The following is a 13,457-nucleotide window of genomic DNA, read 5'->3' on the forward strand; positions in this document are numbered from 1 at the left end:
ACGACAATGGAAGACAAGGCCTTTCCGGTTTCCTGGGACGCTTTCCACCGCGACGCGCGGGCGCTCGCCTGGCGGCTTTCGGCGGTGGGCGGCTTCTCCGCCATCGTCGCGGTGACGCGCGGCGGACTGGTGCCGGCCGGCGTCGTCGCGCGCGAGCTCGGCATTCGGGTCATCGATACGATCGGCGTCGCCAGCTATCAGGAGGAGACCCAGCGCGGCGAGGTCCGCGTGCTGAAGCCGCTCTCCGAAGCGATTCTCACCCTGCCGAGCGAGGAGGTGCTGATCGTCGACGATCTCGTCGACACGGGCGCGACGGCGAAAGTGGTGCGCGCCCTGCTGCCCAAGGCGCATTTCGCCACCGTCTACGCCAAGCCGCAAGGCCGGCCGCTGGTCGACACTTTCGTCACCGAGGTCTCGCAGGACACTTGGATTTTTTTTCCCTGGGACACGGGCCTCAGCTTCCAGGCGCCGATCGCGCGCGGATCGTCCTGACGGGCGCCTATCGCCGATAGGCCGCGCAATCGAAGATGGCGTAATGCTCGATCGGGACCCATTCCGGCGCCTCCCCGAACACATGCGGCGAATAGCGGAGTGGACCGCGCCAGAAATGTGCGTCGAGGCCTGGAGCCTCCGGCGCTTTGGTCGCGCCGATGACCCAGGCCGGAGCGTCCGAACGCCCGCACAGCCGCTCCAGCGCGCCGCGCGTGAACGGTGGAAAATCGATCACATCGCCGGTTCGCGGCTTCAACGCGCTGTCCGCGACCCAGCCGAGATCGCGCAACAGACCCGTCCGTTCCCGCCAGACGAGCGCCAGCTCCCGCGCGAAGACAATGCCGGAACCTTGCACCGGCGACGCCCAATTGGCGCGTCCGAGCCAGACCCACGGCGCGAGCTTCTCATTGACCCAGAGCGCCTCGCCGGGATGCTCCGCCATGAGCGCCTCGAGCTCGGCCTGACGAACGAGCGGCCGCCCGAGCGGAGACGGATCGAAGCTCCAGCAGAAGGCGGCGAGGGGCGCGGCGACGGTTGCGACGATCAGAGCATGGCGTAGACGCGGCCGCCATATGTCGACCGCGATGGCGAGGCCAACGACGAGCGCAGGAACATACAATGGCTCGCCCGTGCGCAGAACAGCGGACAAAACTGCATCCTCGCTCGGCGCGACGCGGGCATATTCCCGCGCGAACCAAAGCGCCGCGCCGAACACGACGACCGCGCAGAGGCCGCAGAGCGCGAAAAGCGCACGCTCCAGCGAGGCGAACGGAATATGGCGCCAGCGCGCGCGGCCCCACCAGGCGAGCGCCGCGACGAGCGCGAGAAAGGCGCTCTCCGGCGCCGCGCGCAAAATCCAGCTCGTCACGAGAAGCGTGAGCGCGATGCGGCCCTGTAAGCCGTCCCGCCACAGCGCCGGCGCGGCGAGGCCGAGCGCCAGCGGCGCGAAAGCGGCGGCGAGCCAGAGCGCCCGCCAGGCCTGCGCCTGCGCCGCCAGCTCGCGCATCAGCACATCGCCGAGCAGAAAGCTCGCCGAAAGTCCGAGCCCGACTGCGCCGATCACGCAGAACAGCAGACGCCGCGCGGGAGGCGGCGAAAGGCTCGCGGCGAGCAGCAGCGTGCTCGCCTGCCGCAGCATTGCGATCCATGTGCTCGCCGGCCAGTCGGCAAGGAAAATATAATCGCTGCGGAGGGAGATGATCGCCGCCCATTGCGGATCGATGCGCGTCGTCAGCCGCTCGAGCAGCGGCGCCCCGGCGAGCGCCGCGACCAGCGCCCCCGCCCCGGCGACGAGCGCGGCGACGAGAATGCGCCGATCTCTCAATCCTTCATAGAGCAGCGCGACAAGAAAGCCCGGCGCGGCGATGATCGGGTGAAAGGCCGCCGCCGCCAGCAGAAAGCCGATCGCGATCCATCGCCGCTCGGCGAGCAGCGCCGCGAGAGCGCCGAGAACGAAAGCCTCTGCGAAAGGCCGCGGCGTCGCGAAAGGCTCGGCGAAATGAAAGACGCCGAACCCGCCATAGGAGCTGTCGAATGCGGCCGCGAGTAGCAGCAGCGCGAAGAGAGCCGCCCCTCGCGCGAGGCGCGAGGCGAGCGCCGCCAGCGCCGCGAACCAGAGCGCGCAGCCCGTCAAAGCGAGCGCCTTGGCCGCCGTGGCGAGGCCGAGAGCGGGAATGAGCAGATCGACCAGCCGCGAGAAGACGCTGAATTTCGATTGGCCGTCGTAGCGGAACATGATGTCGCGGCCGACGCCCTGCGGATCGAGATCGGCGAGGCCGCGGCCCATATAGATCACCGCATCATGCTCGAGACCGTAATAGGGACGCAGCAGAAGGAAGATCGCCGCGCAGGCGGCGAGCGGCGCGATCGCGCCGAGAGCGATTCGGGACGGCCGCGCGATGTCGCGGCGGAAAGCTTGATCGGTCGAGCTGAGCAATCGACTCTCCGGCGCTTCGCGGCCCGGCCGCGCGTGGCGGCTTCCGGGCGAACCGCAAAGGCTTATCGTCTTCATGGTTAACCCGAGGTTGAGGTCTCCGTTTGCCGCGGCCTGCGCGCTGCGCTATCACTGCGCGAATCGCGGACGTGGCGGAACCGGTAGACGCAAGGGACTTAAAATCCCTCGGGCCATGCCCATGCGGGTTCGATCCCCGCCGTCCGCACCAGGCGCCGCCGCTATCTATCCCCCGAGGAGGCTGTTCCTCATGTCCGCGCTCGATGCGAGCTTTCCAAGCGATCCTGCGCTCGAGCCGCTGCTCGCCGAGCTCGCCGCAACGGCGGCGCGGCGAGACGCGGAAGGCGGCACGGCGAAACACGAGCGCGATCTCATTCGCGCGAGCGGCCTGCTCGGCCTCGCCATTCCGCGCGCGCTCGGCGGCGCGGGCGCCGATTGGATCGAGATCGCCCAGGCCGTGCGGCGAATGGCGGCGGTCGACAGCGCTCTCGCCCATCTCTTCGCCTTTCACCATCTGATGGTGGTCACGCCGCAAATCTTCGGCGCGCCTACGCAAGCGCGCACGCTGATGGAAAAGACGCTGCGCGAGCGCTGCTTCTGGGGCAACGCGGTCAATCCCAAGGACCCGCGCCTGCGCCTTTCCCGCGACGGCGCGATTTTGCGGCTCGACGGCGTCAAGACCTTCTGCTCCGGCGCGAGCGATTCCGACATGCTGATCGTCTCCGCCCTCGACGAGCAGGACAGGCTGAAGATCGCCGCCATTCCGACGAAGCGCGAAGGCGTCCGAATTCACGATGATTGGGACAATATGGGCCAGCGCCAGACCGACAGCGGCGCGGTCTCCTTCGAGCGCGTAGAAATTTCGGAGGACGAGCTGCTGGTTTCGCCCGGCCCTATGGGCTCCCCTTTCGCGGCGCTGCGGCCCTGTCTCGTGCAGCTTTTGCTCAGCGCAATTTTCGCAGGCCTCGCGCGCGGCGCGCTGGACGAGGCCAAGGCCTATGTGCGCGGACTGCCGAGCGAGGGCGCCGGGCGCATCGGCGCCGATCCGTTCATTCTCCACACGACCGGCGAATTATGGACGCAGGCCGCCGCCGCCGAGGCCTTGCTCGATCGCGCCGCGCGCGCTTTTCAGAGCGGCTGGGAGAAGGGCAACGGCATCACGCCGCAGCAGCGCGGCGCCATAGCGATAGAGATCGCCACGGCCAAAACCGTGAGCGTGCGCGCCGCGCTCGACACAGGCTCCCGCATTTTCGAGATCATGGGGGCGCGCGCCACTCATGCGCGCTTGCGGCTCGATCGCTTCTGGCGCAACGCCCGCACGCATGCTCTGCACGACCCCATCGACCACAAGCTGAAAGAGATCGGCGATTTCGTGCTGAACGACGCCTATCCGACGCCGTCCTTCTATTCCTGAGCGCTCAGCTCGTCACGCGCCAGCCGCCGTCCGGCTTCTTGCAGGCCTGGCCCTTGGCCTGTTGCGGCCGGCCGTCGATGAAAATCTTATGCGTATAATCCCGACAGCCGCCCAGGGCCGCCTCGGGCGCCGGCTCGATAAAGCCATAAGCGCCATGGGTTCCGCGCCAGCTCTTGCGCTGGCCGGAGGCGACCGCCTCCTGCTGCGCCGCCACGGCGGTCACGCGATCGGCGGCGTCCAGCTCGCGACCGATGGCGGCGCCGATGACGCCCGGCGCCGGAGGCTCCGGCGCGACGACGACGGCCGCGGCCGGCGCGGACGATTCGGTCGAATTGCAGCCCGAGACCGCGAGCGCGACGCAGGACAGGCCCGCAGCCGCCGCAAATCTGACGATCGCCGAATTCGCCCGTCTCGACATGATTTCTCTCCGCTGGCGCAATCGCTTCTCCTTTGCCGCAAGGCCCTCACTCTGTCAAAGGCCCGGCAATCGCGCCTGCGCTCTGAGCCCGCCGAGCGGATTGTCGTCGAGCGAGAGCGCGCCGCCGTAATCGGCGGTGAGATGCGCGACGATGGAAAGGCCGAGCCCCGTCCCCGGCCGCGTCTCGTCCAGCCGCTGGCCGCGCCGCGTCGCCTGCGCGCGAAGCTCCGCCGCGAGGCCCGGACCATCATCGTCAATGGTGAAAACGAGCCGGCTTCGCCCGGCCTCGGCGTTCTCCAGCGCCACCGACAGCCGCACCTCGCTCGCCGCCCATTTGCCGGCGTTGTCGAGCAGATTGCCGACGATCTCCTCGAGGTCCTGCCGCTCGCCGAGAAAGCGCAGCTCCGCGGCCGCCTCGCCGGAAAAGGCGACGCCGCGCTCGCCGTAGATTTTGCCGAAAGTGCGCAGCAGCGCCGCCACCACGGGCGCGACCTCCGTCGTCGCGCCTATGGCGCCGGCGCGCGCCGCCGCCCGCGCGCGCTCGAGATAGAAGGAGATCTGATCGCGCATCAGCGTCGCCTGCTCGCTCACCTTGGCGGCGAGCGGCGAGGGCGCGGCGTCCGCCTCATTGACGATGACGCTGAGCGGCGTCTTCAGAGCATGGGCGAGATTGCCGACCTGCGTGCGCGAGCGCTCCACAATGTCGCGATTGGCGGAGATCATCAGATTGAGCTCCTCGGCGAGCGGCGCCACCTCGGTCGGATAGGCGCTCTCTATGCGTCCGCGCTCGCCGCGGCGAATGAGCGACAATTCCCGCTGCAGCAGCTTCAGCGGCCGCAGGCCCACGCTCACCTGGACCGCGGTGGCGAGCGCCAGCGCAATGGCGAGCAGCGAGAAGGCGACGATGAGCGACCAGCGAAAGCGCGCGATCTGATTCTCGGTCTCCTCCGTCGTCGCCGCCACTTGCACGAGATAGACGCCCGTGTCGCCGACGTCGATGACGCGCTCGACGATGCGCAGCCAGCGCCCGTCCGGCCCCAGAGCGACGCCGCGCCTGACGCCGCCGGTCTCCGCCGGCACATGCAGATCGGAGAGCTTCGGCAATTTCGCGGCGAAGAGCGAGCGCGAGGCTTTTATCTCATGCGCCTCATCGTCGAGGCGGGTGATCTGCCAATACCAGCCGGAGCGCGCCAGCTCGAATTGCGGATCGCCGAGCTGCCCCGGCCCGCTGCGTCCATCCTCGCCCGACTCCGAAACATCGGCGACAATGGCGCGCAGATAGACGCCGAGCCGCTGCTCGAACACATCTTCCGCCGTGCGTCGATAATATTCAGTGAGGGCGAGGCCGGCGATCATCAGCACGACGGAGCTGAGCGCCGCGGCGGCGAAGAACAGCCGCGCCGCGATCGATCGCCCCGGAAAGCCCAATCGCCGCATCGCGTCTTCAGCGCTTCGCCGGCTCGGGCGGCGCCGCCATATAGCCGAGCCCGCGCACCGTCTGGATGAGATCGACGCCGAGCTTCTTGCGCAGCCGACCGACGAACACCTCGATCGTGTTGGAGTCGCGATCGAAGTCCTGATCGTAGAGATGCTCGACAATCTCGCCGCGCGACACGACGCGCCCGGAATGATGCATCAAATAAGCGAGCAGCCGATATTCATGCGAGGTGAGCTTCACAGCCGCGCCATCGACGACGACGCGTCCGGCCTTGGTGTCGAGCCGAACGGGGCCGCAGACGATCTCGCTGGTGGCGTGGCCGGCCGCCCGGCGCAGCAACGCGCGCAGCCGCGCGAGCAGCTCCTCCATATGGAAAGGCTTGGCCACATAATCATCGGCGCCGGCGTCGAAGCCCTGCACCTTGTCGCTCCAGCGGTCACGCGCGGTGAGAATCAAGACCGGCATGATCCGCCCGGCGGCGCGCCACTCCTCGAGCACAGTGACGCCGTCCTTTTTCGGCAGGCCGATATCGAGGACGACAGCGTCATAGGGCTCGGTGTCGCCGAGAAAATGTCCCTCCTCGCCATCATAGGCGCGATCGACCGCATAGCCCGCCTGCTCCAGCGCGGCGACGAGCTGCCGGTTCAAATCCTTGTCATCCTCCACGACCAGCAGCCGCAAGCCCCGCCTCCGTCACCCAGACGAATCGTCTTTTCAATGCTCTTTATGGCCAGCATGGGGCTGGCCGGTCGCCGCGTCGAGATAAATCCGCACCACTCGTCCATCGCGGCGCAGCAGGCTGATCTCATAGACCAGCTCCTCATGCTCACGGCAGAGCTTGGCGTTGATCGGCTCCGCATGGGCGGCGACGCTCGCGGCCTGCATCAGCGCGAAAGGATCGCCGAGCCGCCGATCCGAGATGAGCTGGCGAGTCTCGGCGATCGGCAGGCATTGCAGCGCCGGCCGATCCGCGGCCATCGCAGATGCGGCCTGCGGCGCGGCGACGATGAGAGCCAGCAATTTCGACACGATTCGACGCATTCTCGCTTTTCCCCGCGAACTCTATGCGATGCGCCGGCTGAACGCCAAGTGAACGCCAAGTGAACGCCCCAACGAGGGGCGGCGCCGAATTCGGCTCCGGCGCTGCCCACGGCCTCAGTCCGCAGCCTTTTCCGGCGCGACGATCGCGATCAGCCCGCCGAGCGCGGCGCCCGCCGCCAGCACGCCATCGCCCAGCGCGCCCGGCGCGACCGAATGCACGATCGCAGCCACCACGCCGGTCCCGGCCCAGGTCGACGGCTCCTCGACCCGCGCCAGCAACCACGCATAAGCGGAAGAAAGCGAAAGACCCATAGTCGTCATCCTTTCGTTTCGCCGGGAAACCGCCCGGCGCGGAAATCGATGCGCCGCCGTCACGGATAGAGCGCCCATGGCAGCTGATAGTGCGGGCCATCCCTCAGCGCGCGCCAATCGCCGCCCCATTCGATCGTCACATGCTCCGCCTGCGCCGCCGCCTTCATCGCGCGCGCAATCGGATAGATCTGCGGCCACGACCATTGCGGCCGCCCATCGACGAGCGGAACGAGATCGACCGCATGTCCGACGAGCCCATGCCGCGGGTCCAGCGTCGGCACATGCCGGCAGCGGAAGGGATTCTTCAGCGCCGACGCGCCGCGGGCGATGAGCGAGCGCTCGCGCGCGATTGTCCGCACGCCTTCGAACACCACGAATTTCTGCTCGCAGCGCGCGGCGGCCGCCCGCACCACGCGCACGAGATCGGGATGCACGCCGACGAGCTTCGCCTCGCAGCCTTCGCCCAGCACAAAGCCCGCGCGCGGCGCGGAGCGCGCCGGCGCTTTCATATCGATCATGTCGAAGTCCTTTCGCTCGTGAAAAAGGCGCGGCGCGCCGCCTCAGCCCGGCCAGGCCGAGTCTATGTCGATCGACGCGAGCGCTGCGCTGTCCTGCGCCGCGAGGATGACGGCGGCGAGCTGCGCCTCGCGATCGAAGCAGCTCTGCACATGCGCCCGCACGCCCTGCGCGACGGCGATCAAGGCCGCATGATCCAACATGACGAATCCGCCATCCGCCAGCTTCCAGTTCACCGCGTAATTATTATCGAGCACGCTGGCCACGACCGCGGCGGTGAGCTTCGCTTGCGTCGTCTCATCGGTGGAAAGGCGCATGCCATTCACCGAGGTTCCCGCCCTCTCCGCGCGCCACCGACGCGCGGCGAGAGCAGCGAGCCGCTTGCTCCTGATTTCCGCGAGAGTGGGAATCGGCAAAGGCGTCGGCGCATTCCCGGCGCCGAGCCACTCACGATAAGCGAGGCTGTCGGCGGTCTGCGCATCGATCGGGACGCTCGCGCCATCGGCGTCGCGCCGCACCAGATCGGGCAGCGGCTCCCCACTGAGATCGCAAATGATCGAATAGGCCATGTCGCGAATCTCCCTCTCAAATTTCCGCCGAAGCGGTGAATGCGCGATTATAGGCTTCGACCGATCCTGCCGCGGTCGACGCCATGAAATATCGGACGGCCCCCTTGCCCATCGTATTGAGGCCGTCCATCAGAACATTGGTCTGCACGCCGCCGGACAGCGCCGACAAGGTCGGCGTTCCGAACATCGTCGCGGGCAGCGTCATGACCGAGCCTCCGAACTGCGTGCCCGCATTTGCGGTGAAGAGATGCGAGACCAGCAAGGCCTGAAAATAGCGCTGGCACATCGACAGCTCCACGCCCGGCGGTCGTCGCTCGAAGCTCGTCGCATAGACGCCGGGCTCGAATTGCGGCCGCAGGACAGAGCCGCCGGAGAATTCGACATTGGTCTGCGCATTCGTCGTGAGCCCAAAGACGAGAAGCGGCGCGCTTCGAGAAGCCGTCGCATACGAGCCGGAGCCGGAGTAGCCCGCGCCCTGCCATACGCGCGCCTGCGCGCTTCCGTCATGCGCGAGCGCATAGGATCCTCCCTCCATCAGCTGCGCCTCGATCGGCAGGATCAAGGAGCCGGCGGAAATGGAGAGCGTCGTATCGACGCCGCTCGTCGTGAATGTATAGCTCGCGCCAGAAGCGCCGGCCTTCACGCCGTCATGGCCGTATTGACCGGCCGCGAGCGACACTGTTCCCGAAACAGCGCGCTGATTGATCGCGAAAGCCACATTGCGCAGGCGATTGCGAAACGCGACAGAAGCGCCGTCGCCCATGCCGTTCGGAAAAGCGACCCGCCCCGTCGAACGATCGACGATAAGCGCCTCGCGCCAAATCGTCCCGTCGGCGGACACTTTCACATGGAAATCATCGTCGCCGAGAAGTCCCGTCTCGGCTCGCCCGGACCAATTGGACTGATAGAGCTGTGACGCCGTGTTGGCGGCAGTCTCCTTCTCGAGCTTGACGCGAAAATCGCCGGCCCCGCCCTCCGCGATCGTGCGCGCGGCGAACAGCGCCGCGCTCGCCTTCACCGAGAGGGGATTGGCGGCGTCCGCCGTCGTCCCCACGCCGAGCAGCGACAGAGCCGCGAGCTCTCGCAGCACGCGCCCCGCATCGATCCACGCGGAGCCATCGCAGAGCAGCATGCTCTGCTCGGCCTCAACAAAGGCGAGCCAGCCCGCTTTCGGCGCGAGAAACGCCCAAGCGCCGCCGAGACGGACCGCGACCTTCTGCTCCTTCCCGGCGAAAGCTCCCGCCGCCGCGGCGACGACGAGATATCGATCGCCATCGACGGGAGAAGAAGGCGGCGAGGCGCGTCGATCGATTACGGAAAGCTGCGTGACTGCGTCGAGCAGCTGCAACGCCTCATTATGGGTGACATGCTTCTGCGCCTGCGCCGCATCGATGCAGGGCAGAGCCAAATGAATCGTATCGGTCATCGAAGCTCACTCTATGGGCAGCGTCGCGACGAGCGGAAAGCCGCGACCCGCGCGGGCGCTGATTTGAAATATCCGCACGGCCAAGCTCGTTTGCGGCGCGCCGAAATCGGCGAGCTCGTCGCTCGCCGGATAGAGCGCCGAAGCGCTCGCCACGCTCAACGTGCGCGCGCCGCCGCCGGGAAGCGCGATGACGACGTCATAGGCTTCGCTCTCCTCGCCGAGCGGAATATCGACCGGCTCCCAGGAATCGGCGTCGATCCGCCCGCGCCGGATGAAAGAAATGACGACGCCATCGGCCATGCGTCGCGCATGCGCATGAGTCGGCGAATAGGGAAGCAACGACTTGCGCGTCGCGGCAACCTCCAGCTCGACATGGGTCGGATCGTCATAGTCGCGATCCGCCGGACCTATTCGATAGACGCTCGCGGAATCGATCTCCGCGGCGTTTCTCGCGAACGCGATGATCGCATCGTCGAGCAGCACGACCGTCGCTCCCGCCGCCACTGTGCGAGCGGCCAGCGCATCCTCGCCGCCGATCCCGCGCAGCAGCCGCGACAGACGATAAGTGTTCGTCGCGACCAGCTCCGCACGCGTGAAGGCGAATATCTCCCAGGCGCCGTCATCCCCGCGTATCGCCATCGACGAGCGCAGCGCGAAAGCGCTTCCATCGTCCACCGAAGCGAGCGCGCCCGACGCGAGCTTCACCGTCACGCTCGCGCGGCGATCGAAACGCCCGAGCGGTCCGGGCGGGAACGCATCCAAAGTTTCGCCGATGATCGCACGCTTCTCGATCAGCCCGACAGATTCGAAGGATGCGCCGAGCTTCCGCCGAATCGCCAATGCGCCCGGCCAGGGGTCGGCGAAAGCGGCGACATGCGACAAGGCCGTCTCTCCATCCTTCGCGATCGCGAGATCGAGAACGACCACGCGCGGCGGCCCGATAACGCCCGGAGACGCCAAAGCGCGCCGGGCGAGGGAGCGCGCGCAAACATCATAGACGCTCGCATCGACCGCGCGCGCCTCGATCTCGCGCGCCGCGCCATCGGTGATCTGCGTGATCTGCCATTTGCGTCCCGCCACGCGCGCCAATGAGACCACATCGCCCGCTTCCAGAGTCGCGAGCCCCGGCCGCACAGAAAATCGCGCCGTCTCGCGCCCCGCCCAAATATCCTGCAGCCATACATCGGCCAAACGCTGCGCATTGGAGCGCGCCATCATCACCGCCGTCTCCGCTTCGCTCCGCCTCGAGGAATAGCCCTCGAGCCGACGCGACAGCACACGGCCCGTGCGATAATCGAACTCCGAATCGCCGAAGGACAAAGCGATCTCATGCGGAAGCTCGCTCTCCTGCGCACGCCGCAGCTCGATCAGCGACCCATCCTTGCGCGGAACGAGATCATCGTCGTCGATCTGGCGCACGCTTTTCGTCCCACGCGAGACGAAACGCAGAGCGCCGCCGGACGCCACCGCGTCGAAGCCGAACAAAGACGCGAGCGGATCGATGGCCTCGCGCGGCGACATTGCGCTGTCGAGCACATAGCCATCGACGAAGCCCTCGATCGCGGGCCGCTGGCCGACGAGATCATTCGCCCCGATCGCCGATGCGAGCGTCGCAACGAGGCGATCGAGCGGCGTCCCCTCGAGCCGTCCATTGAGCCAATGCCCCGTCTCCCAATTCGCCGCATCCGCCCAGACATCCGAACAGCCGGGAAACGCGGGAAACAGCCGCGCATCCCAACACCAGACATGAATGCGCGCCACATCGACCATTCGCCCGCCATAGGAAGCCGACAATGGATTGCGCAAATCGCCGCCCGCCGCCGTCGGATCGAAATAGCCGAGCATGGCCTCGAGACAGCGCGCCTGCATCAGATCATCGCGTCCGCCGCGCGAAAAATAGGGAAGTCCCCCTTCCGACGAATGCGCGTCGGCGAACACATTGGGCGCATTGGCGCCGCGATCGACCGCCGCACATCCCGTCTCGACGATCCAGATCGGCTTGCTCTGCGGCGTCCAATCCGTCGATGCGCCGAGCTCGACGCCGCCGACGCGCTCATGATGGGCACTCGACCACCAGCCGAGGAGATCCTTGACACGATACACCCACGGCTTGCCGAGGGAATCCATGATCGGCGTGCGCGTCTGCGTGAGCCGATCCGCCTCGCTCCCGTAGAACCAATCGAATCCTTCGCCTGAGCCGACGCGCGACGTCAGATAATCGAGATCATAAACATTCGCCGCGCTCTGCGCATCGAGATGCTCCGAGCCGTCGCGCCAATCGGAAAGCGGCCAATAGACATCGATTCCGACGAAATCGATCGACGACGCGCCCCATAGAGGATCGAGCGGAAAGCGAAGCTCGCCCGCCGCCGGCACATGCGCGCCATATTCCGTCCAATCGGCGGAATAGCCGACCTTGGTTCCGCTGCGCAGAACGCTCTTCACATCCTCGGCGAGCGCGGCCAGCGCCGCGACAGCCGGATAGACGCCCGGCGCCGAGCGAATGCGCGTGAGCGCCGCCAGCTCCGAGCCGATGAGGAAAGCGTCGACGCCGCCCGCCTCCTCGCACAAGCCGGCGTAGTGAAGAATAAAGGCGCGATACTGCGCGAAGAAAGCCCCGATTTGCGTCGCCGCCGCGCTCGTTCCATCCACCGTATCCGCACGCCCTGGCGCAGGATCGCAGGTGATGCGGCCACGCCAAGGAAAGGCGGGCCGCCCGATCTCACCGCTGCGCGGATCGGGCAGGACATTGTCCGGCGGCACATCCATCATCACAAAAGGGTAGAACAGGACGGAAAGACCGCGGGCGCGCAGATCGGCGATAGCAGCGCGCACCGATGCATCGCTCGGCGTGCCGCCGAAAGCGGAGCGGCCGTCGATCTGCGAGACCAGCCGCGCTGTCGCGCGCATCAGCCCCGCGACAGACCAATCCGCCGGCCAGAAAGGCCCATACACATAGTCGAACTCGCCGATCGTCTTGAATCTCGCATCCACGCGCGGCGCGATGGTGCAATGACCCGCGCGCAGATCGTCGCCGAACCAGGCCACGACCAGCGCCACGCTCTCGAGATTGGGACAGAGCGCCTGCAATGCGTCGATCGACGCCGTCCAATCGCTCGCCGCCGTCAGCTGGTGACGATTCTCCGCGCTGGTCTGGCCCGGCGAGAAGAAGTTCAGCTGTAGCGACGGCTGATAGCCGGCCTCCGTCGCGCCCGGAATAATGTCGACAGCGCGAATCTTCGCGCCGAGCCCCGCCACCGGCCGCGTCACCTCGAAGGTGAATTGCGGAATGCGATTGCCGAAGGGCGCGAGCGCCAATTGCTCGAACACGATATAGGCGAGCCCGCGATAGGCCGGCGCATTCTCCGCCCCCTCCTTGGCGACGATCAACGCATCGGGGAGCTGCTCGTCATCGCCCTTATAGATGCGGATCGGAAGGCTCGTCATGTCGAGCTCATTGCCGTCCGCGAATATGCGTCGCACGAAGGCGATCGGGCCTTCACAGAGACCGATCGCGAAATTCGCATAATAGGAATACGATACGCTCACCGTCTGCGCCGCGCCGCCGCCGCCCTTGCCGCGATTGCTGGAGCCGCCATCCAGCGACACATTCGTCTGCTCGAGAAAGCGCGTCGCCCAGATCATCTGGCCGCCGATGCGCGCGCGCCCATAGACGCGCGGAATCGCCGCTCCTTCCGTGGAGGCGACGCCGTCCATGGCCTTCAGCCGCGGCCCGACCTCGTAGCGCGTCCCCGCGCGGGGCTGCAGCGCCGCATCGACGAGCGCGCCGCCAACCGCGCCGGCGATATTGCCGATGACCGAGCCGATCGGCGTGATCGCCGCGCCCGCCGTCTGCAAAAGAAGAGTGGCCATCTCGCCT

Annotated in this window: 12 protein-coding genes and 1 tRNA gene; 3 read left to right on the forward strand and 10 right to left on the reverse strand. The window is 67.2% G+C overall.

The window, feature by feature from the left end; translation table 11 throughout:
- Positions 1-6 precede the first annotated feature (6 nt).
- A complete protein-coding gene (gene gpt, locus ACT53T_RS11200) occupies positions 7-492 on the forward strand; it encodes a xanthine phosphoribosyltransferase (protein ID WP_476161250.1) in 486 nt (161 codons plus the stop codon).
- Between the two features lie 7 nt (positions 493-499).
- Here gpt and ACT53T_RS11205 read toward each other — a convergent pair whose 3' ends face one another.
- Entirely contained in the window at positions 500-2,428 is a 1,929-nt protein-coding gene (locus ACT53T_RS11205; RefSeq protein ID WP_476161251.1) for a hypothetical protein, read from the reverse strand.
- Between the two features lie 140 nt (positions 2,429-2,568).
- On the opposite strand from ACT53T_RS11205, the gene ACT53T_RS11210 reads away from it, so the two are divergent.
- Both ACT53T_RS11210 and ACT53T_RS11215 read left to right on the forward strand, forming a co-directional pair.
- Positions 2,569-2,654 (forward strand) — tRNA-Leu (locus ACT53T_RS11210).
- A 39-nt stretch (positions 2,655-2,693) separates the two neighbouring features.
- Positions 2,694-3,857, forward strand: coding sequence for an acyl-CoA dehydrogenase family protein (locus ACT53T_RS11215; protein WP_476161252.1), 1,164 nt, complete (start codon positions 2,694-2,696; stop codon positions 3,855-3,857).
- A 4-nt stretch (positions 3,858-3,861) separates the two neighbouring features.
- Here the strand turns inward: ACT53T_RS11215 and ACT53T_RS11220 are convergent, their stop codons facing one another.
- The 9 genes from ACT53T_RS11220 to ACT53T_RS11260 all read right to left on the reverse strand — a co-directional run bounded on the left by ACT53T_RS11220 (position 3,862) and on the right by ACT53T_RS11260 (position 13,450).
- Positions 3,862-4,275 (reverse strand): hypothetical protein, encoded by a 414-nt coding sequence (locus ACT53T_RS11220; RefSeq protein WP_476161253.1) that lies wholly within the window; start codon positions 4,273-4,275, stop codon positions 3,862-3,864.
- A 54-nt stretch (positions 4,276-4,329) separates the two neighbouring features.
- A complete protein-coding gene (locus ACT53T_RS11225; RefSeq protein WP_476161254.1) occupies positions 4,330-5,712 on the reverse strand; it encodes a sensor histidine kinase in 1,383 nt (460 codons plus the stop codon).
- A gap of 7 nt (positions 5,713-5,719) precedes the next feature.
- Complete coding sequence (locus ACT53T_RS11230; RefSeq protein ID WP_400766278.1) at positions 5,720-6,394, reverse strand: response regulator transcription factor; 675 nt, start codon at positions 6,392-6,394, stop codon at positions 5,720-5,722.
- Positions 6,395-6,427: 33 nt separating this feature from the next.
- Positions 6,428-6,754 (reverse strand): PepSY domain-containing protein, encoded by a 327-nt coding sequence (locus ACT53T_RS11235; RefSeq protein ID WP_018264312.1) that lies wholly within the window; start codon positions 6,752-6,754, stop codon positions 6,428-6,430.
- A 114-nt stretch (positions 6,755-6,868) separates the two neighbouring features.
- The gene (locus ACT53T_RS11240; RefSeq protein WP_018264311.1) at positions 6,869-7,066 is read right to left on the reverse strand and encodes a hypothetical protein; all 198 of its coding nucleotides are present in this window, start codon (positions 7,064-7,066) and stop codon (positions 6,869-6,871) included.
- A 59-nt stretch (positions 7,067-7,125) separates the two neighbouring features.
- Positions 7,126-7,584, reverse strand: coding sequence for a M15 family metallopeptidase (locus ACT53T_RS11245; RefSeq protein WP_400766276.1), 459 nt, complete (start codon positions 7,582-7,584; stop codon positions 7,126-7,128).
- A gap of 42 nt (positions 7,585-7,626) precedes the next feature.
- Entirely contained in the window at positions 7,627-8,151 is a 525-nt protein-coding gene (locus ACT53T_RS11250) for a DUF4376 domain-containing protein (protein WP_476161255.1), read from the reverse strand.
- A gap of 16 nt (positions 8,152-8,167) precedes the next feature.
- On the reverse strand, positions 8,168-9,577 hold the full coding sequence (locus tag ACT53T_RS11255) for a DUF2793 domain-containing protein (protein ID WP_476161256.1): 1,410 nt from the start codon (positions 9,575-9,577) through the stop codon (positions 8,168-8,170).
- A 6-nt stretch (positions 9,578-9,583) separates the two neighbouring features.
- Positions 9,584-13,450, reverse strand: coding sequence for a baseplate multidomain protein megatron (locus ACT53T_RS11260; protein ID WP_476161257.1), 3,867 nt, complete (start codon positions 13,448-13,450; stop codon positions 9,584-9,586).
- Positions 13,451-13,457 lie beyond the last annotated feature (7 nt).

This window comes from Methylosinus sp. DMC45 (assembly GCF_056313885.1).

Excerpts from the sequence above, each read along its gene's own strand:
- gpt (WP_476161250.1), top strand. The coding sequence starts at position 7 with ATGGAAGACAAGGCCTTTCCGGTTTCCTGGGACGCTTTCCACCGCGAC.
- ACT53T_RS11215 (WP_476161252.1), top strand. The coding sequence starts at position 2,694 with ATGTCCGCGCTCGATGCGAGCTTTCCAAGCGATCCTGCGCTCGAGCCG.
- ACT53T_RS11220 (WP_476161253.1), bottom strand. The coding sequence starts at position 4,275 with ATGTCGAGACGGGCGAATTCGGCGATCGTCAGATTTGCGGCGGCTGCG.
- ACT53T_RS11225 (WP_476161254.1), bottom strand. The coding sequence starts at position 5,712 with ATGCGGCGATTGGGCTTTCCGGGGCGATCGATCGCGGCGCGGCTGTTC.
- ACT53T_RS11235 (WP_018264312.1), bottom strand. The coding sequence starts at position 6,754 with ATGCGTCGAATCGTGTCGAAATTGCTGGCTCTCATCGTCGCCGCGCCG.
- ACT53T_RS11240 (WP_018264311.1), bottom strand. The coding sequence starts at position 7,066 with ATGGGTCTTTCGCTTTCTTCCGCTTATGCGTGGTTGCTGGCGCGGGTC.
- ACT53T_RS11245 (WP_400766276.1), bottom strand. The coding sequence starts at position 7,584 with ATGATCGATATGAAAGCGCCGGCGCGCTCCGCGCCGCGCGCGGGCTTT.
- ACT53T_RS11250 (WP_476161255.1), bottom strand. The coding sequence starts at position 8,151 with ATGGCCTATTCGATCATTTGCGATCTCAGTGGGGAGCCGCTGCCCGAT.
- ACT53T_RS11255 (WP_476161256.1), bottom strand. The coding sequence starts at position 9,577 with ATGACCGATACGATTCATTTGGCTCTGCCCTGCATCGATGCGGCGCAG.
- ACT53T_RS11260 (WP_476161257.1), bottom strand. The coding sequence starts at position 13,450 with ATGGCCACTCTTCTTTTGCAGACGGCGGGCGCGGCGATCACGCCGATC.